At 60.3% G+C, this 19,352-nt stretch carries 19 protein-coding genes and 1 other RNA gene; 4 read left to right on the forward strand and 16 right to left on the reverse strand.

All coding sequences use genetic code 11. The features are described 5' to 3' along the window. Positions 1–12: 12 nt before the first annotated feature. The 12 genes from murG to rsmI form a co-directional block, all read right to left on the reverse strand. Entirely contained in the window at positions 13–1,095 is a 1,083-nt protein-coding gene (murG, locus tag BSP75_RS09005) for an undecaprenyldiphospho-muramoylpentapeptide beta-N-acetylglucosaminyltransferase (protein ID WP_075112935.1), read from the reverse strand. Continuing rightward, a complete protein-coding gene (gene ftsW, locus BSP75_RS09010) occupies positions 1,095–2,276 on the reverse strand; it encodes a cell division protein FtsW (RefSeq protein ID WP_042058675.1) in 1,182 nt (393 codons plus the stop codon). The genes murG and ftsW overlap by 1 nt, the downstream gene beginning before the upstream one ends. Then, positions 2,273–3,556 carry a UDP-N-acetylmuramoyl-L-alanine--D-glutamate ligase gene (gene murD, locus BSP75_RS09015; RefSeq protein ID WP_075112936.1) on the reverse strand — a complete coding sequence of 428 codons (1,284 nt, stop codon included), beginning with the start codon at positions 3,554–3,556 and terminating at the stop codon, positions 2,273–2,275. Before murD ends, ftsW begins: the two co-directional genes overlap by 4 nt. 4 nt (positions 3,557–3,560) lie before the next feature. Continuing rightward, positions 3,561–4,643, reverse strand: a complete 1,083-nt coding sequence (gene mraY, locus BSP75_RS09020) for a phospho-N-acetylmuramoyl-pentapeptide-transferase (protein WP_005355120.1) — start codon at positions 4,641–4,643, stop codon at positions 3,561–3,563. Further along, positions 4,637–5,992: a UDP-N-acetylmuramoyl-tripeptide--D-alanyl-D-alanine ligase gene (murF, locus tag BSP75_RS09025; protein WP_075112937.1), complete on the reverse strand. Its 1,356-nt coding sequence runs from the start codon at positions 5,990–5,992 to the stop codon at positions 4,637–4,639. The genes mraY and murF overlap by 7 nt, the downstream gene beginning before the upstream one ends. After that, a complete protein-coding gene (gene murE, locus BSP75_RS09030) occupies positions 5,989–7,521 on the reverse strand; it encodes a UDP-N-acetylmuramoyl-L-alanyl-D-glutamate--2,6-diaminopimelate ligase (protein WP_075112938.1) in 1,533 nt (510 codons plus the stop codon). Before murE ends, murF begins: the two co-directional genes overlap by 4 nt. Continuing rightward, on the reverse strand, positions 7,454–9,208 hold the full coding sequence (locus tag BSP75_RS09035) for a penicillin-binding transpeptidase domain-containing protein (RefSeq protein WP_042058666.1): 1,755 nt from the start codon (positions 9,206–9,208) through the stop codon (positions 7,454–7,456). The genes murE and BSP75_RS09035 overlap by 68 nt, the downstream gene beginning before the upstream one ends. Further along, positions 9,205–9,519, reverse strand: a complete 315-nt coding sequence (ftsL, locus tag BSP75_RS09040; RefSeq protein ID WP_042058665.1) for a cell division protein FtsL — start codon at positions 9,517–9,519, stop codon at positions 9,205–9,207. Before ftsL ends, BSP75_RS09035 begins: the two co-directional genes overlap by 4 nt. A 3-nt stretch (positions 9,520–9,522) precedes the next feature. After that, positions 9,523–10,461, reverse strand: a complete 939-nt coding sequence (rsmH, locus tag BSP75_RS09045) for a 16S rRNA (cytosine(1402)-N(4))-methyltransferase RsmH (RefSeq protein WP_075112939.1) — start codon at positions 10,459–10,461, stop codon at positions 9,523–9,525. Continuing rightward, the gene (gene mraZ / locus BSP75_RS09050) at positions 10,462–10,920 is read right to left on the reverse strand and encodes a division/cell wall cluster transcriptional repressor MraZ (RefSeq protein WP_075112940.1); all 459 of its coding nucleotides are present in this window, start codon (positions 10,918–10,920) and stop codon (positions 10,462–10,464) included. Between the two features lie 441 nt (positions 10,921–11,361). Next, positions 11,362–11,748: RNase P RNA component class A (rnpB, locus tag BSP75_RS09055), an RNA gene on the reverse strand. A gap of 156 nt (positions 11,749–11,904) precedes the next feature. Then, positions 11,905–12,738 carry a 16S rRNA (cytidine(1402)-2'-O)-methyltransferase gene (rsmI, locus tag BSP75_RS09060; RefSeq protein ID WP_042655669.1) on the reverse strand — a complete coding sequence of 278 codons (834 nt, stop codon included), beginning with the start codon at positions 12,736–12,738 and terminating at the stop codon, positions 11,905–11,907. Positions 12,739–12,937: 199 nt separating this feature from the next. Here rsmI and BSP75_RS09065 point away from each other — a divergent pair, with 199 nt between their 5' ends. From BSP75_RS09065 to dolP, 4 genes are read left to right on the forward strand one after another with little or no spacing between them, the layout of a single operon-like run. Then, a complete protein-coding gene (locus tag BSP75_RS09065) occupies positions 12,938–14,725 on the forward strand; it encodes a penicillin-binding protein activator (protein WP_075112941.1) in 1,788 nt (595 codons plus the stop codon). Further along, complete coding sequence (locus BSP75_RS09070) at positions 14,646–15,038, forward strand: YraN family protein (RefSeq protein ID WP_148140668.1); 393 nt, start codon at positions 14,646–14,648, stop codon at positions 15,036–15,038. Before BSP75_RS09065 ends, BSP75_RS09070 begins: the two co-directional genes overlap by 80 nt. A 9-nt stretch (positions 15,039–15,047) precedes the next feature. After that, complete coding sequence (locus BSP75_RS09075; RefSeq protein WP_005336275.1) at positions 15,048–15,638, forward strand: SIS domain-containing protein; 591 nt, start codon at positions 15,048–15,050, stop codon at positions 15,636–15,638. Between the two features lie 4 nt (positions 15,639–15,642). Further along, positions 15,643–16,221, forward strand: a complete 579-nt coding sequence (gene dolP / locus BSP75_RS09080; protein WP_042061511.1) for a division/outer membrane stress-associated lipid-binding lipoprotein — start codon at positions 15,643–15,645, stop codon at positions 16,219–16,221. Positions 16,222–16,263: 42 nt separating this feature from the next. On the opposite strand, the gene BSP75_RS09085 is transcribed toward dolP, so the two are convergent. From BSP75_RS09085 to BSP75_RS09100, 4 genes are all read right to left on the reverse strand, one after another. After that, entirely contained in the window at positions 16,264–16,689 is a 426-nt protein-coding gene (locus BSP75_RS09085) for a ClpXP protease specificity-enhancing factor (protein WP_005336278.1), read from the reverse strand. Beyond that, positions 16,686–17,315 carry a stringent starvation protein SspA gene (gene sspA / locus BSP75_RS09090; protein ID WP_042012397.1) on the reverse strand — a complete coding sequence of 210 codons (630 nt, stop codon included), beginning with the start codon at positions 17,313–17,315 and terminating at the stop codon, positions 16,686–16,688. Before sspA ends, BSP75_RS09085 begins: the two co-directional genes overlap by 4 nt. 87 nt (positions 17,316–17,402) lie before the next feature. Then, positions 17,403–18,137: a cytochrome c1 gene (locus BSP75_RS09095; RefSeq protein WP_042655665.1), complete on the reverse strand. Its 735-nt coding sequence runs from the start codon at positions 18,135–18,137 to the stop codon at positions 17,403–17,405. Further along, a complete protein-coding gene (locus BSP75_RS09100; RefSeq protein WP_019444835.1) occupies positions 18,134–19,351 on the reverse strand; it encodes a cytochrome bc complex cytochrome b subunit in 1,218 nt (405 codons plus the stop codon). The genes BSP75_RS09095 and BSP75_RS09100 overlap by 4 nt, the downstream gene beginning before the upstream one ends. Position 19,352: the final 1 nt, after the last annotated feature.

The following is a 19,352-nucleotide window of genomic DNA, read 5'->3' on the forward strand; positions in this document are numbered from 1 at the left end:
CAACCTTGCTCATCAATCTTTACCACTCTGCCCGGTTGCGAGCTGTTTGCACTCATCGGCAACCCGCTCGGCCGCATCGGTGATAGCGACGCGGCGAGCCGCTTTCGCCATGTTAAACAGGGTCTCCCGACGACCAGCCAGCCAGGTCAAGCGCGCCGCCAATGAGGCGGTATTCAGCTCGGACTGGGGCAGAAACTCGGCCGCACCGCCGTCGACCAGCGTCAGGGCGTTGCGGGTCTGGTGATCATCCACCGCATGGGGCAGCGGCACGAAAATGGCAGCCACACCGGCAGCGGCCACTTCGGAAACGGTCAGGGCACCGGCACGGCAGACCACCAGATCGGCCCAGGCGTAGGCGCTGGCCATATCCTTGATAAATTCGCTCACCTCGGCATTGATGCCGTGTTGGGCATAGGCAGCAGACACTGTCTCGGCATTGCCCTTGCCACACTGGTGACGCACTTCAATGGGCACACCGGATGCAGCCACCGCAGCAGGCACCTGCTCGTTGAGCACCCGGGCACCCAGACTGCCACCAACGATCAGCAGATGCAGTGGCTCGGCTCCACTGCGCAGTTGCGGATCCGGCAGGGCGACCACTTCGGGACGCACCGGATTGCCCACCACGGCGGTACGACGGCTCGGCGCGAAGGCGCCCGGAAATGCCATCAGCACCCGCCTGGCGATACGCGCCAGCAGCTTGTTGGTCATGCCGGCAGCGGCATTCTGCTCATGAAGCAGCAACGGGATGCCGGAGAACCAGGCCGCCACGCCGCCCGGGCCGGAGGCAAAACCGCCCATGCCGAGCACCACGTCAGGACGAACGGTCTTGAGTACCTGACGCGCCTGCAGGATCGATTTGACGATGCGATAGGGCGCCACCAGCAGTCGCTTGATGCCGTTGCCACGCACCCCCTGAATATCGATGAAGGAGATAGGATAACCGTGGGCGGGCACCAGCTCCGCCTCCATCCGGTCAGCAGTGCCGAGCCAGTGGACAGTCCAGCCCTGGGCCTTCAGGCGATCGGCCACGGCCAGACCGGGGAACACATGCCCACCGGTACCACCTGCCATCACCAACAGAGTCTTGCTCACTAAACCTCCCGCACGCGCGCCTGGGCTGTCGCCTGACGCAACTCAAAATCGATTCGAATCAACATGCTCACCGCCACCGCCATGATGATGAGACTGGAACCACCGTAACTGACCAGCGGCAGGGTCAGGCCCTTGGTCGGCATCATGCCGCTAGCCGCGCCGACGTTGACGAAGGTCTGGAAGCTGAACCAGATGCCGATGCCGATGGCCAGATAGCCGTCATAGAGCCGCTCTGCCACCAGCGCGCGATGCCCCAGCTTGAGCGCCTTGATCGCCAGCGCAAAAATCAGGAACAGGGCGCCCAGCACCCCGACGTAACCCAGCTCTTCACCGAGGATCGCAAACACGAAGTCGGTGTGCGCTTCCGGCAGGTACTCCATCTTCTGGATGGAGTTGCCAAGCCCTTCGCCAAACCAGCTGCCACGGCCAAACGCCATCAGCGACTGGGTCAACTGGTAGCCACTGCCGAACGGATCGGCCCAGGGATCCATAAAGGAGGTCACCCGCCGCATCCGGTATGGCTCGACAATGATCAGCATCACCACCGAGCCGAGGCCCGCGCCGATCAGGGTTAAAAACTGCCCCAGTCGGGCACCGGCCAGAAACAGCATGCCGAACGAGGTAACGAACATCACCACGGTGGAACCCAGGTCCGGCTGCAACAGCAGCAAGACCGCCAGCACCCCGAACACCGCCAGCGGTTTCAAGAAGCCGATCCAGGCTTCGCGCACTTCGCTCTGACGCCGCACCAGATAACCGGCCAGATAGACAAACAGCGCCAGCTTGCCAAATTCCGCAGGCTGCAGGTTGAAGGGGCCGAGCGGCAACCAGCGCACCGCACCGTTAACGTTGCGGCCCACCAGCAGCACCAGCACCAGCATCAGAATGGCCAGCAGCAGCATGGGGCCGTTGTGCTGTTGCCAGCGTGCCATCGGCACCTGCAACACAAACCAGGAGATACCGAGCGCCATCACCAGAAACAGGGCGTGACGCTTCACGAACATAAAGGGGTCATCCCCCAGCGCAATCCCCTCGGGGATCGACGCCGAGGCCACGATGACCACCCCGACCGCCATCAGGGAGAGCGCCAGCAGTACCAGCTGCCGATCGTAGAGACCGGCAGGGCGCGCTGGTAACAACCAGCGCTGGAACAGACCTGCTGCTGCGCGAAGGGCGTTCATAGCGCCAGCACCATCTCGGTGAAACGATCGCCGCGCACCTCGAACGACTTGAACTGATCGAGGCTGGCACAGGCTGGCGCCAGCAGCACCCAGTCACCGGGATTGGCATCGGCAGCCGCTTTGGCAACCGCAGCGGCCAGGTCGGCCACCTGTTCGGTCTGCTCGCCCAGTGCCAGCAGCACCTCGGCATCCTGACCGAAGCAGTACATGTGATCGATCTGGTTGCCCAGCAGCGCCTGGATCGGGCCAAAATCCTGCCCCTTGCCCTGACCACCGGCCAGCAGCAGCAGGCGCCCCTTGACCGACTCGCGCACACCGGCAACGGCAGCCAGTGTGGCTCCCACGTTGGTGGCTTTGGAGTCGTTGATCCAGCGCACCCCGTTCACTTCGCGCACGAAGCGGGCGCGATGGGGCAAGCCCTCGAAGCGGCGCAGCACGGTGAGCTGGGCAGCGCGGGGAATGCCGACCGCATCGCACAGCGCCATGGCGGCAAGGGCATTGGCCTGATTGTGGGCGCCGACGATCTTCATCTCGTCCACCGCCAGCAGCGGTTCGCCGTGCAGGGTCAGCCAGTAGCGGCCATCCAGCAGGCAGCGGCCATAGCCATTGCAGTCGAGGCCAAAGCTCTGCCATACCTGACCCACATCGGGCAGGGTCTGGGCATCGTCGCGATTGACCAGAATGTGTTTGGAATGCTGATGGATCTCCATCTTGGCGGCGCGATAGTCGGCCATGCCCTGATAGCGATCCATGTGATCTTCGGAGAGGTTCAGCACCACGGACGCGGCAGCACGCAGGCTGTAGGTGGTCTCGAGCTGGAAGCTGGAGAGCTCCAGCACGCAGAGATCCATCGGCTGCTTGAGCAACTCCAGCGCCGGTGTACCGATATTGCCGCCCACACCGACCTTGAGTCCCGCTTCGGCAATCATCTCGCCCACCAGGGTAGTGACGGTGCTCTTGCCGTTGGAGCCGGTGATGGCGATGACCGGGGTCTGGGTCTCGCGGACGAACAGCTCGATATCCCCGATGATCTGCACGCCACGCTCGGCGGCGGCTTTCAGTTCGGGGGTGGCCAGCGCGATACCCGGGCTCGCGACGATCATATGCGCCTGTTTGAGCAGCGCCTCGTCGAGCCCGTGAATGAGCTCCACCTCCGGCGGCAGTTGATCCTTGCCGGGCGGGTTGGCACGGGTATCCATCACCAGTGGCGTGACGCCACGGCCGAGGAAATAATCGACGCAAGAGAGTCCGGTTTTGCCCAATCCGATGATGATGACCATGGTCTTACCTCACCTTCAGGGTGGCAAGACCCAGCAGCACCAGCACGAGGGTGATGATCCAGAAGCGCACGATGACGCGCGGCTCCGGCCAGCCCTTTTTCTCGTAGTGGTGATGGATCGGCGCCATGCGGAAGATCCGCACGCCGCGCAGTTTGTAGGAACCCACCTGCAGGATCACCGAGACGGTCTCCATCACGAAGACGCCGCCCATGATCACCAGCAGGAACTCCTGACGAACCAGCACGGCGATGGTGCCGAGCGCGCCGCCCAGCGCCAGGGAACCTACGTCCCCCATGAATACCTGCGCCGGATAGGTGTTGAACCAGAGGAAACCCAGGCCCGCCCCGACGATGGCGGTACAGACAATCACCAGCTCGGAGGTATAGGGCACGTAGGGAATGTGCAGGTAGTTGGCAAAGTTGACGTTACCGGTCGCCCAGGCAATCAGGGCAAAGCCCCCTGCCACCATCACGGTCGGCATGATGGCCAGGCCGTCGAGACCGTCGGTCAGGTTGACCGCGTTGGAGGTACCGACGATGACAAAGTAGGTCAGTACGATAAACATCAGGCCAAGCTGCGGCATCACATCCTTGAGGAAAGGCACCACCAGCTGGGTCTGACCCTCATGGGTCGCGGTCGCATAGAGGAACACCGCCACCGCCAGCGCTACCGCGGATTGCCAGAAGTACTTCCAGCGCGCGATCAGACCGTCGGTATTCTTGCGCACCACCTTGAGGTAGTCGTCGGCAAAGCCGATGGCGCCGTAGGCTCCCAGCACAAACAGCACCAGCCAGACATAGGGGTTGTCGAGGCGGCACCAGAGCAGTACAGACGTGAAGATCGCCGCAATGATCATCAGGCCACCCATGGTCGGGGTGCCCCGCTTGCTGAGGTGGGACTCAGGACCGTCGTTGCGGATCACCTGGCCGAATTTCAAGATCTGCAGGCGGCGAATGAGGCGCGGCCCCATCCAGAGGGCAACCCCCAGTCCGGTGATGATCGACAGGATGGCGCGAAACGTCAGGTAGGAGAAGACGTTGAAGAAGGTGAAGTGCGGGGTGAGCAGTTCAGCCAGCCAGACTAGCATGTGGCTGACTCCTGATGGCCTTTGACCATCTCGACGATATCTTCCATGCGGGAGCCACGGGCGCCCTTGACCAGAATCGAAATTTCCTGATGTGTATTTATCATTTGCGCAAGCACTTCAAACAACGACGCCTTGTTATCGAAATGTCGACCCGCCGCGGCATCTGCGGTGTGGCGACTCTGTTCCCCCACTGTCAGCACGGCATCCAGGCCGCGCTCGCGGGCATGACGGCCAACCCGGGCGTGTTGCTCGGCAGACTCCTCACCCAGTTCCCGCATATCACCGAACACCAGCACCTTGAAGCCACCCATGGCGGTCAGGGTATCGATGCCCGCCAGCACGGATTCCACGCTGGCATTGTAGGTATCATCCACCAGGGTCAGACCGCCCCAGCGCTGGACGCAGAAACGCCCCTTGACCGGTGCCATCTGCTCCAGCCCCGCCTTGACACAGGCGAGGGAGGCGCCGAGGGCCAGACAGCCCGCGGCGGCAGCCAGCGCATTGGCCACGTTGTGGCGACCCGGGATCGCCAGAGTCAGGCTCAGCTCGCCCTGCGGGGTCACCATCACGAACTCGGCGCAGCCTTGCTCGTTGAGCACCATGTCACGCGCGTGGAACGGCTGGCTCTGATCATCGATGGAGAAGGCACAGCGAATGCCGCGCTCCCGCCACTTCGGCCAGAATTCGTTGTCGGCGTTGACGATGGCGGTGCCGCCCTCGCTCAAGCCCTCAAAAATTTCGCTCTTGGCGTGGAACACCCCTTCCAGCGAACCGAAGCCCTCCAGATGGGCCGCCGCCACGTTGTTGATGATGGCGGCATCGGGTTTGGCCAGTGAAGTCGTCCAGGCGATTTCGCCAGGATGGTTGGCACCCAGCTCCATCACCGCAAACTTGTGTTGCGGCTCGAGGCGCAGCAGGGTGAGCGGCACGCCCACCTCGTTGTTGAAGTTGCCAGCGGTGGCCAGCACTTCCCCTTCATTGCGCAGGATGGCGGTCGCCATCTCCTTCACCGTGGTCTTGCCGCAGCTGCCGGTAATGGCCAGCACTTTCGGGTTGATGCGCTCACGCACCAGCTTGCCGAGTCGGCCCAGTCCCTTCAGGCTGTCAGCCACCACCAGCTGGGGGATGGCCAGCGGCAGTTCACGTTCGACCAGCAGGGCAGAGGCCCCTGCCTGAACGGCCTGCTCGCAAAAATCGTGGGCATCGAAGCGCTCGCCGCGCAGGGCAACGAACAGGGCACCCGCGCCCAGAGTGCGGGTGTCGGTACTGACGACGGTGATCTCGCCATCGTCACCAATCAGACGGGCATCGAGTACCTGCGCCAGCTCGGCAAGCCTGAGGGTCATCATTTGAATGACTCCAATAATGTGTGCAAGGCGGCCGCGACGGTTTCCCGGTCGCTGTAGTGCCGCTTGTCGGTTCCAATGATCTGATAATCCTCGTGACCCTTACCGGCCACCAGGATGATGTCCTGTTTGCTCGCCTGACCGATGGCCAGCGCAATCGCCTTGACCCTGTCGTGCTCCACCTGCACCGCAGCAGGATCGCGAAGACCCGCCACCATGTCGGCCATGATCCGGGCCGGCTCCTCGGTACGGGGATTGTCGTCGGTCAGGATCACGCGATCCGCATACTGCTCGGCCATGGCGGCCATCATGGGGCGCTTGCCGCGATCGCGGTCGCCACCACAACCGACCAGACACCAGAGCTGGCCGGTGCAGTGCACCCGCAGAGCCTGCAATGCCTTCTCCAGCGCATCCGGGGTGTGGGCGTAATCGACCACAGCCAGCGGCGTATCACCACCGCCGAAACACTCCATGCGACCGGTCACCGGCTGCAATTGAGGCGCTGTCGCCAGCAGCTCGTGGAAGTCGTAACCGAGTACCAGCATCACGCCCATCGCGGCCAGCACATTGCTGACGTTGAAGCGCCCGAGCAAGGGGGCGGATAATACACCATTCCCCCAGCTGGAGTTAATCTGCGCGCGAAAACCTTGCTGGTGAAAATCGAGCTGCTGCGCCGTTAATTGACGACCAGAATGGTGTTCAATCGGGCCATCCACACTGAAGGCCACCGCTGTTGGGTATTTTTCGAGCCACTTGGCACCCAACTCGTCATCACGGTTGATCACCGCATTCGACTCATCGACCAGTTGCAGCAGTTGCTCCTTGGCCGCGCCATAGGCTTCCATGGTGCCGTGATAATCGAGGTGATCCCGGCTCAAGTTGGTGAAAACGGCGGCAGCGAACGGCAGCGCGGCGACACGGTGCTGCACCAGACCATGGCTGGAGACCTCCATCGCCACCAGATCCGCGCCCTGCTCTTGCAGCGCAGCCAGATTGGCTTGCACCTGCACGGCGCTACCGGTGGTGTTTTCCGCTTCGATCAGGTTGCCAAACAGGCCGTTGCCGATGGTGCCCATCACGCCGGCCTTGCCACCCAGCAGGGTGCGCCAGTTGGCGACCAGCAACGCGGTAGTGCTCTTGCCGTTAGTGCCGGTGATCCCGACCAGTGCCAGCTTTTTGGCTGGCTGGTCGTAGAAATAGCCGGAGAGCGCAGAGAGGTGAACGGGCAGATCCCGCATCCCGATACAGGGAACGGAAACCGCTGGCGCGATAAATTCACCATCCTCCTCAAACACAACAGCGGTCGCTCCCTGAGCCACCGCCTGTTCGATAAACCGTCTGCCATCCACCTGATGACCACGAATGGCCACGAAGAGCGAGCCGGGGCCGACCCGCCGACTATCCAGCTGGATATCGGTCAGGGTGAGCGCCGGCGCCTGGATGCCGAAGGGGCGCAGTAATGCATCAAGTGCGCGGGACAAGAGAAGCCTCCGTACGGGCAAGTTTGGTGGGTACCGCTGGCGGCACCGCATCGGGACGAATATTGAAGAGCTGCAGCACCCCGCCCATGGCCTCTGCAAACGGCGGGGTCGCCACGGCGCCACCATAGTAGGCGCTGCCTTTTGGCTCGTTGATCACCACCACCATAACGAAACGGGGATCACTGGCGGGCGCGAAACCGGCAAACCAGGCCATGTAATCCTTGCCATAGCCACCGGCGACGGCGACCTTGGCGGTACCACTCTTGCCGCCGACCCGATAGCCCGGGATCTTGGCTTTCGGAATGGCGTTGTCGACCACATACTCGAGCGCCTGCAACATGGCAGAGGCATTGTTGTGGTCGATCACCTGCTCACCCTTGGGCGGCGTAGTCACCTTGACGATGGAGAGCGGCACCCGCTTGCCCTTGTTGGCCAGGGTGGCGTAGGCGGAAGCCAGCTGCAGCGGGGTGACCCGCAGACCATAACCGAACGAGAGGGTCGCCCGCTCGATATCGGACCAGCGACGGCGCTGGGGCAGCATGCCGCTGCTCTCACCCATCAGCCCGCTGCCGGTATCCATGCCGAAACCGAACATGCTGAGGGTGTTGATCATCTCCTGCGCCGGCATCCGCAGCGCGATGCGCGACATACCGATGTTGGAGGAGTAGCGCAGGATGTCGTAGAGGTTGGTCGCCTTGTGGATACTGACGTCCTTGATCTGCTTGGCCCCGATAAAGAGCGGCCCGCCCTGGATGGTGTCTTTCCAGCTGGTCACACCAGCTTGCAAGGCACTGAGCAAAATCAATGGTTTGATGGTAGAACCCGGCTCGTAGGTATCGGTCACCACCCGGTTGCGCACCCGGAAGCTCTGGTACTGGCCGCGGTTGTTCGGGTTGTAGGAGGGGGTGTTGACCATGGCCAGTACTTCACCGGTCTTGATATCCAGCATCACCATGGAGCCGGAGGTCGCCTTGTTCTCGTCGGTCGCCCGCTTGAGCGCGCGGTAGGCCAGCGCCTGCACCCGCTGATCGATACTGAGTTGCAGATCGTTGGCGTTCTTGCCCTCTTTGACGAGGCCAAGCCGCTCGATGACCCGGCCCTGACGATCCTTGCGCACCCGCATCTCGCCGGGCGTCGCAGTCAGCCACTCGTTGTAGCTGCGCTCAATCCCTTCAATACCGCTGCCATCGATGTTGGTCACCCCCACCAGATGGGCACTGATCTCGCCGGTCGGGTAGAAGCGGCGCGCTTCCGGACGCAGGTAAATGCCACCCAGCTTGAGCCCCTTGATATATTCCGCCACCGCAGGGGTCACCTGACGCTGCAGATAGACGAAGCGCTTGCTGGGATTGGCAATGCGGTGTTTGAGAGTATTGATATCTAGCTTGAGCACGGCGGAGAGCGCCAGCCAGGCTCGCTCATTATTGATGGCACCGGATTCGTGGACGGTCTTGGGATCGGCCCAGACCGCTTCGACCGGTACCGAAACCGCCAGCTGCTCGCCGTTGCGATCGGTGATCATGCCGCGCACCGCCTGGGTGGAGGTGGTACGCAGGGAGCGCATGTCCCCCTCCTGACGTAGACGATCCGGATTGATCACCTGGATCCAGGCCAGACGCAGGATCAGACCCACAAACGCGATGCCGATAAACACCGCAAGCGTGCGAAAGCGCCACGGATAGATCGATGGCGCTTTGACAGTCGCTTTGGCAGCTTTGGCTGTAGCCTTGCGTTTCATGGTTGGGTAATTACCTTCTCGGTGGTCACCAGCGGACGACCCATCTGCAACTTGTCCATCGCCAGACTCGCCACCCGGGAGTGTTCAGCCAGGGTGCCCTGCTCCAGCAGCAGATGGCGCCATTCGATATTGAGGCGATCCTCTTCTGCCATCAGATCGTTCTGCTGGGCCGTGAGACCGCGGGTCATGTTGGTCACCAGGATCACGGCAAACGCGGTCACCAGCACGGCGACCGACAGAAAAATCTGCAGCTTGTGCCGCCAGAGATCGGCAACGATCTCCTTGGCCAGATGAACACGCACTTCGCTCATCGCTTACTCCGCCAGCCGCTCGGCAACGCGCAGCACCGAGCTGCGTGACCGGCTGTTTTCAGATACTTCATGATCAGAAGGCTTGAGCGCCTTGCCGACCGACTTCAATTTGCGACCGCCAGCGAGCTGGGCTTCGGTCAGCGGAATGCCGTAAGGCACTTCCGGCCCCTTCTCGTGCTTGCGGATGAAATGCTTCACCAACCGGTCTTCCAGCGAATGGAAGCTGATCACCGACAGACGACCGTGCGGTGCCAGCACCTCCAGCGCACCGTTGAGCGCGGTTTCGATCTCGTCCAGCTCGCTGTTGATATAGATGCGGATGGCCTGGAAGCTGCGGGTGGCCGCATGCTTGCCCTTCTCCTTGCTCGGATTGACCCGGGCAATCATCTCCGCCAGTTGACGGGTACGCACATAAGGCTCGGTCACGCGGTCATGCACAATGGCGCGGGCGATCTTCTTGGCAAAACGCTCCTCACCGAAGGTCTTCAGCACCCAGGCGATGTCATCCACATCGGCCTTGGCCAGCCACTCGGCGGCGCTCTGGCCGGAAGTGGGGTCCATTCGCATATCGAGCGGACCATCTTTCATGAAGCTGAAGCCGCGCTCGGCATCATCCAGCTGGGGTGAAGAGACCCCCAGATCCAGCAGGAAGCCATCTACCTTGCCCAGCAAACCGCGCTCATTCAGATAGGAGGCGATGCCGGAGAAGGGGCCGTGCACGATTTCGAAACGGGGATCCTGGATCTTGGCCGCTTCGGCGATCGCTTGGGGATCGCGGTCGATGGCGATCAGGCGGCCATTGGGACCAAGGTGCTGCAGGATCAGACGAGAATGACCACCACGGCCAAAAGTACCGTCGACGTAGACACCGTCCGGCTTGATCGCCAGACCTTCAACGGCTTCGTGCAGCAGCACTGTGATGTGTTCAGCGGCTTGGGTCATTTATAAAGAGAAATCCTGTAGTCGTGGTGAGCTTGCCCAATCGTCCCCGGGCAGACCCAAGATGTCGTCATTGACCTGTTGTTGCCAGCGGGCTTCATCCCACAGCTCAAACTTGTTGAGCTGGCCCACCAGCATGATTTTCTTGTCCAGCCCAGCATGGTTGCGCAGTGGCTGACTGAGCAGCAGACGGCCATTGCCATCCAGCTCACATTCGGTTGCATGTCCCAACAGCAGTCGCTGCAAACGGCGCTCTTGCGGATTGATGCTGGAGAGGGTCTTGAGCTTGCGCTCGACCTCTTCCCATTCAGTCAGGGGATAAAGCAGCAGACAGGGATGGGCAATATCGATGGTGCAGACCAGCTGGCCGTCGCTTTCATCGCGCAGCCAATCACGGAATTTGGTCGGAATAGCCAGTCGCCCTTTACTGTCCAGGCTGATGGCATGAGCGCCACGCAACAAATTGCAGTCCCTGAAGGTGAGTGAGCAGGCAGATTGCCCTCTAAAAACCACTTTGATCCACTTTTCCCCACGTTGAAGTTTAAGGACGTGCAGGGGGCTTTTCAAGCAAGGAGATGGGACAGAGGGAACATATTGACGCAGCATTTGCATACTGCGGATTGAGTGGGTTGATTTTCCACAAGTTATTTGGCACTAAACTCTGGCGATTAATTGAAATAAGTGAATGAACTGAGAACAGACACAATATGCGGGTGCGAACAGCCATCCGGTGTCCTATCACCATCTATCGCTGCCATTGCGCTAAATACGAGACTATTCGACTGATTTAAAACATATAATTTCATTCAACATGGCGAGACAAAAAATATCCGACCAACGAAGCCATATTTTCTCATGCATAAAAAAGAGCCCCGCGATAAATCGCGGGGCTCTTCGGAATGAGGTCGGAGTCGGCCTGTAAGCCGGGTTCTGTACCGGGTTGCCCCGGGTAGCAATCATTCCTCTAGGCCAGCAATCGCTCGCTGGCTCAAGCAACCTACCCGCCCCCAACGCGGGCCGCGCCAATAGGGGCCTATTTGGTCTTGCTTCGGGTGGAGTTTACCGTGCCACGAACTGTTGCCAGTCGCGCGGTGCGCTCTTACCGCACCCTTTCACCCTTACCTGATCCCTTGCGGGCCATCGGCGGTCTGCTCTCTGTTGCACTGGTCGTAGGCTCGCGCCCCCCAGGCGTTACCTGGCACCCTGCCCTATGAAGCCCGGACTTTCCTCCCCTCCGCCCGTCTGTCCCGAGGGACACAACGACGAAGCAGCGATTGCCCAGCCAACTCCGAGCGCGGATTATAGCCCTGCGATACGCACGGGGTAAACCGGCAATTCCCGTTTACAGCCATTTATCGCGCTTTGGCCCCCGCTGACAGGCTGAATGCTTGCCGGTACGGGGGATTGCACAGGTCAGAAAACAGTCTGCAGGCCTATTTCATCGGCTCAATAGTGCTCGAGACCGTATTTGTAGAGGGCATTTTTCTTCACGCCGTGGATCTCGGCGGTCAGGGCAGCCGCTTTCTTCAGTGGCAGTTCGGCTACCAGCAGCCCCAGAGTGCGGATCGCCTCGGCCGGCAGATCCTCTTCATCTTTGGAGGCGCCAGCCACCACCAGCACGATCTCGCCGCGGCAGCGGTTGTCATCCTCACCGAGCCAGGTCAGCATTTCAGAGGCAGGCAGACCGTGGATCGACTCAAAGGTCTTGGTCAACTCGCGGCACACCACCACCTGACGTTCGCCGAGAATGCGAGCAATCGCTTCCACCGTATCCTTCACCCGGCGTGGCGATTCGTAGAACACCAGCGAGCGGGTGTCTTCGATAACCGCTTGCAGACGATCGTCGCGTCCCTTGCTCTTGGCGGGCAGAAAACCTTCAAACGCGAAGCGATCGGTGGGCAGACCAGCTGCGCTCAAGGCGGTGATGGCGGCACAGGGGCCAGGCAGCGGCACCACCTTGACCCCGGCTTCACGACAGCGGGTGACCAAGTGATAACCGGGATCGCTGATGAGCGGGGTGCCGGCATCGGAGACCAGCGCAACACTCTTGCCCTCTTTGATCCGGCCGATCAGCACATCGGCCTTCTGCTGCTCGTTGTGATCGTGCAGGGCGAAGGTCGGCACCGAGATTTGGTAGTGGCTGAGCAGGATACCGGTATGACGGGTATCTTCGGCGGCCACCAGATCGACACTGCGTAAAATATCCAATGCACGCTGGGTGATGTCCGCCAAATTACCGATCGGAGTGGGGACTATATACAGGGTTGGGATGTCACTCATGGGATCTCCGAGTGCCCCGACAATTGTGTCGCCATATTGGCCCGTTTACACTATGGGGAACTTCAACACTGGTCGGGGAATGAACTTGAACCGGGTTACAAAGCAGCTAAGTGTATCACGACTCTTCGGCATCATACTCGCGGCAGTACTGCTCGCCGCCTGTGCGTCGGAGCCCAATCAACCGTCAGGGCAGTCAGGCATGCCCTCTGCGTTCTCCAATCTGACCAAGAATGCCCAGTGGTATCTTGAACAGGTGGACCCGGCCAAGCCGGCCGAGGCCTTTACCTGGCAGATGCTGGCGGCACGCAGCTATCTGGCGCTGGGCCAGGCCAAACCGGCCTCGGCACTGTTCCAACAATTGCAGAAGCAGGCCAAGGAGCCCGCCCAGAAGGCGCAGCTGCAACTGCTGCAAGCCCATCTGTTGCTGGCGCAGGGCCACGCCAATCAGGCGCTGATCCTGCTGGAAGGCAAACCCGAAGTGGTGCTGGATGCCGATACCCAGAAGGATTGGTATCGCCAACGCGTGGTGCTGCAGCTCGACATCAACAACAAGTTTGGCGCAGCTAAATCGTTGATTGCACTGGAGCCCTACCTCAATCAGAGCGAGCAGGCGACCAACCATCAGCAGATCTGGTCGTTGCTCAAAAGCATGACCCCCTCCACCCTGCAAGCGCTGGAAGAGGCTCCGGCCCCTGATGTGACCACCGGCTGGCTGCGACTGGCGGCACTGGTCAACGAGTTTGGCGCCCAGCCAAACCTGCTGGCCCGCCAGCTGGCAGGCTGGAAGCGCGACTTCCCCAACCATCCGGCTCAGAAAGATATGCCGGCAGGATTGGGCGATCTGGCTACCACTGCCAGCACCTCGGTGCAGCAGATCGCCGTGCTGCTGCCCCTCTCCGGCAATCTGGAGCCTCAGGGCGCCGCTATCCGCAACGGTATGCTGATGTCCTACAAGGAGAATCAGGGGCAATTTACCCTGAACTTCTACGACACCCAGAGCAAGTCGACCGGCGATCTTTACAAGCAGGCGATTCAGGAAGGTGCGGACATGATCATCGGCCCGCTGCTGAAAGATCGGGTCGAGGAGCTGCTCAAGGCCAATCCGACCGTGCCGGTGCTGGCGCTCAACGAGCTGGACAAGCCGATCGTCAACGATACCACCTACTACTTCTCCCTCTCTGCCGCCGCAGATGCCGCGCAGGCAGCCCAGTATCTTTACACACAGGGCTACCGCAAACCTCTGCTGATCGCCGCCCAGGGGCGGATCGGTTACAGCAGTATCAAGGCGTTCGAGCAGAGCTGGGCCACCCTGAGCCAGGATAAGCCGGTCGTTGCCACCTTCGGTGCCCGCAACGAAGTGCAGGGGATGGTCAAGAATGCCCTGAGCGGCCGCTCTACCGCCCGTGCTGGTGAAGTGGTGCAACTCTCTGATGCCACACCGCGCAGCATCGATGCCGTTTACGTGGTGGCCAACAGCCTGGAAACCCGGATGATCAAGCCCTACGTGGATGTCTCGGTCAATCCGATGGGCAGCCTGCCCATCTACACCAGCTCCCGTGGCTACGACAGCGCTGCCACCGAGGTCGCCTCCGAGCTCAATGGCATGCATATCGCCGATATGCCGCTGCTGCTTGGCGGCTACGAGAAACAGCGCGAGCAGATCGCCCTGCTCTGGCCGCAGACTCAGGGTGACCTGCTGCGTCTGTTTGCCATGGGTTACGATGCCGTCAGTCTGGCAGAGAACCTGCAGCAGATGCGCAAGGTGGGTGGCATGCAGCAGGCAGGCATGAGCGGTCAGCTGAGCGTGGATGCCCAGGGCAATATCGTGCGGATGCTGAGCTGGGGGACTTACCAGAACGGCAAACTGGTCGACGAGAACGCCGTTCAGCAGCTGGAGGAGCCCTCCAATGAAGGAACTATGGAAACGGATGCGCCAGCAGTTGCCGAGCCTGTTCCCCTCACCGACGAGCAAGGGACAGCACTTTGAACAAGTCGCTGAGCGCTGGTTGCAGGCCCGGGGCCTGCAACCGGTAGCGCGCAACTACCGCTGTCGTGGCGGCGAAATAGATCTCATCATGCACCAGGGCCAGACCCTGGTGTTTGTTGAGGTGCGCTATCGGGCCACAAGCAGCCATGGTGGGGCCGCCAACTCGGTCACCCGCAGCAAACAGCACAAGATCATGCTGGCAGCGCGCCACTATTTGAAGCAACATGCCATCAACGAGGCCAATCAGGCCTGCCGATTCGATGTGATTGCGTTCGAGGGCGACCAGCCAGCCTGGATCCAGAACGCGTTTTAAGAGGACCCTATGACTGACCGCATCAAAGAGAACTACACCGAAAGCATCCAGACCAAGATAGCCGCCGCCGAGGCGCTGCCGGATGCCATCCATACTGCAGCCCAGATGATCACCATCTGCCTGCTCAATGGCCACAAGGTGCTGGCATGCGGTAACGGTCCTTCTGCCGCACTGGCGCAACTGTTCATCTCCGAACTGGTCAACTGCTACGAGACCCAGCGCCCCTCCCTGCCCGGCATGGCCCTGACGCCCGACATGGCGACCATCAGCGCCATCGCCACCGATCACGGTTTTGAAGAGGTCTACGCCAAGCAGATCCGCGCGCTAGGCCAACCCGGCGACATTCTGGTGGTCATCACCACCTCCGGCCACAGCCGCAGCCTGATCAAGGCTGCCGAGGCCGCCCTCTCCCGCGACATGACCATAGTGGTGCTGAGCGGGGGGGACGGTGGCGAAATGGCAGGTCTGCTTGGCCCGAACGATGTAGAGATCCGCGTGCCATCCGCCCGTCGTCCTCGCATTCTGGAAGTGAACCTGTTGACCCTGCACTGCCTGTGTGATCTCATCGACCAGACACTTTTCCCGCAACAGGAAGATTGAAACCATGAAAAAGCACACTATCCTGCTCGGTCTGCTGGTGAGCAGCCTGCTGCTGCAAGGCTGCGCAGCCGTGGTTGTTGGCGGCGCCGCAGGGACAGCCAAGGCCTCTGGCGATCGCCGAACGTTGGGCGCACAGTGGGATGACCAGGCCATCGAGCTGAAGGCGGCCAATCTGCTGGCCGACAACAAACCACTCAGCGCAGCCAGCAAGATCAGCGTCTATAGCAACAACGGCCGCGTGCTGCTGGTCGGCCAGACACCTTCTGACGTTTACAAGATTGAGGCGGGCAAAATTGTCAGTCGCATCGAAGGGGTCCGCCACGTCTACAACGAGTTGCGCCTCGGCCAGCCCGCCAGCTTCACTACTCGCAGCAATGATTCCTGGATCACCTCCAAGGTGAAGGCCGACATGTTCGGTACCAAGAACTTCGACAGCACCAAGGTCAAGGTGGTCACCGAGAACAGCGAGGTGTTCCTGATTGGTCTGGTGACGCGTCAGGAGGGGGAACAGGCAGTGCAGATTGCCCGCCACGTTGAGGGCGTGAAGCGCGTGATCAAGGCCTTCGAGTTCGCCCAGAACTAAGCCAAACCGGCATAAAAAAACGCAGCCAATCGGCTGCGTTTTTTATTTGATCACTTTCAGGGTCGGACGACCGCTGGGGCGCGGCGGTTCCGGCTCAGGCTCCACCGGCGCTTCGGCCTGTTCCAGCCAGATGTCGTAACCCGGCTCGGGCGGGAACATGGTGCCCACGCCGTTCTCCCGAGCATGGATAGCCAGTACGGCCGCCATCGGGATATAGACCTGCTGGGATACCCCGCCAAAGCGGGCGCTGAAGCTGATAGCCTCATTATCCATATGAAATTGCATCACGGCACGGGGCGCGATGTTCAATACAATCTGACCATCCTGGGCAAACTGCATCGGCACCATCACATGGGGAATGTTGACGTTGACCACCAGATGGGGGGTCAGGTCATTGTCCAGCAACCAGTCAAAGAACGCCCGTAACAGGTACGGGCGGCTCGGTGTCATTGTCGGTTCCATGCTCATACGCCAGAACGGATCTCGCGCTCGGCTTCGGTCAGAGAGGCCTGGAAGGATTCACGCTCGAACAGACGAACCATGTAGGCCTTCAGCTCTTTGGCACCACGACCGGTCAGGTCGATGCCCAGGCTCGGCAGACGCCACAGCAGCGGAGCCATGTAGCAATCCACCAGACCGAACTCTTCGCTCATGAAATAGGGCATTTCACCAAAGATCGGCGCGATGGCCAGCAGGTTGTCACGCAGTTCGTTGCGTGCCGCTTCAGCATCGGTACCGGCCATGATCTTGTCGGCCAAGGAGTACCAGTCCAGCTCGATGCGGTGCATCATCAGACGGCTGTTACCACGGGCAACCGGGTAAACAGGCATCAGGGGCGGATGCGGGAAGCGCTCGTCCAGATACTCCATGATGATGCGTGAGGTATAGAGTGCCAGCTCACGATCCACCAGGGTCGGTACAGAGTTGTACGGGTTCAGCTCGGCCAGCTCATCCGGCAGATTGGCTGGGTCAACCTGGCAGATATCCACGCTAACACCCTTCTCCGCCAGGACAATACGCACCTGATGGCTGAACATATCGTTGGCACCGGAAAACAGCGTCATTACCGAACGCTTATTGGCAGCTACAGCCATTGAACCCTCCCGTCATAAAAAAGCAGAAACGGCAATGAAGCATCTTGGTCTTCATTGCCGTGCATTATATTACCCGGATCTGGTCGCTTAGTGAACGTCGCGCCAGAATTCCTTCTTCAACAGCACAGTGAAGATGAAGAAGATCACGATGAAGCCAAGCACCCAGAAGCCCATACGTTCACGCTCCTGTTGTACCGGTTCAGCCGAGTAGACCAAGAAGTTTACCAGATCCAGCACCGTCTGATCATACTCTTCGTTATTCATTTCACCATTGCCGTCAGATTTGATGCTGACAACCTGATGGGTTTCCACGCCATCGACCGTGTGAGTGGCAAACTCGGCGCGCGGGGTTCCCTGCAACGGCTCCAGTACATGGGGCATGCCCACGGACGGGAATACGGCGTTGTTCACCCCGAACGGACGGGTTTCATCCACATAGAAGGAACGCAGATAGGTGTAGATCCAGTCTGCACCACGCACCCGGGCAACCAACGTCAGATCGGGAGGCGGCGCACCAAACCACTTGGCGGCATCCTTCTCCGAGACCGAGTTTTCCATCAGGTCACCAATCTTGGCGCCATTGACGATCAGATTGTCGGCCATCAGATCAGCCGGGATCCCCAGATCCTCTGCCACCCGGTTGTAACGCTGGTACTGGGTGCTGTGGCAACCAAAGCAGTAGTTCATGAAGGTGGCGGCGCCACGCTGCAGAGAAGCTTTGTCGCTCAGGTCATAGTTGGCCTTGTCCAGATGCACGGCTCCGGTATTGGCAAACACCAGTGACGGCAGCAGGGTCAGCACTGCAAATATTATTCTTTTCATTTAAATGTCACCCTCTCCGGCAGCGGCTTGGTGCTTTCATTCTTGCTATAGAAGAACAGCAGGACGAAGAACCCGAAATAACCCAAGGTACAAATTTGGGCAATCAGCGTCAGAGTCGGCGTCGACGGCAGCACCCCGAGGATCCCCAGAATCACGAAGCACACCACAAACTGGGCAATGTTCAGCTTATGCAGCTTGCTGCGATAGCGCACCGAGCGCACCTTGCATCGATCCAGCCACGGCAGCAGGAACAGCACCACAATGGAGAGGCCCATCATGATGACGCCAAGCAGCTTGTCCGGCACCGCCCGCAAAATGGCGTAGAACGGCGTGAAGTACCACACAGGCGCGATATGTGCAGGGGTTTTCAGCCCGTTGGCCACTTCAAAGTTCGGCTTCTCGAGGAAGTAACCCCACATATCCGGCTTGAAGAAGATGATGGCGCAGAAGAAGAACAGGAAGCCCGCCACACCGATCATATCCTTGACGGTGAAGTAAGGGTGGAACGCCACCGCATCCAGCGGCCAGCCGTTTTCGTCCTTGTGTTTCTTGATGTCAATACCATCCGGGTTGTTGGACCCCACCTCATGCAGCGCCAGAATGTGCATGGCAACCAGCATCACCAACACCAGCGGCAATGCGATGACATGCAGCGCAAAGAAGCGATTCAGGGTCGCACCGGAGATGACATAGTCACCGCGGATCCACAGGGTCAGATCGTCACCGATGACCGGAATGGCGCCAAACAGCGAGATGATGACCTGAGCACCCCAGAATGACATCTGGCCCCAGGGCAGCAAGTAGCCCATGAAGGCTTCCGCCATCAGCACCAGGAAGATCAGCATGCCGAAGATCCACAGCAGTTCACGAGGCTTCTGATAAGAGCCATAGATCATGCCGCGGAACATGTGCATGTAGACCACGATGAAGAATGCAGACGCGCCGGTTGAGTGCATGTAACGCAGCAGCCAGCCGTACTCCACATCGCGCATGATGTACTCCACGGAGGCAAACGCACCTTCCGCGGAGGGGTTGTAGTTCATGGTCAGCCAGATACCGGTGATGATCTGGTTGACCAGCACCAGCATGGCCAGCGAGCCGAAGAAGTACCAGAAGTTCAGGTTCTTCGGTGCCGGATACTTGGCCATATGGTCGTTGTACATGGCCGTGAGCGGGAATCGATAATCGATCCAGCCCATCAGTTTACTCAACATG

This window comes from Aeromonas sp. YN13HZO-058 (assembly GCF_001921245.1).
Lineage (GTDB): Bacteria > Pseudomonadota > Gammaproteobacteria > Enterobacterales > Aeromonadaceae > Aeromonas > Aeromonas allosaccharophila.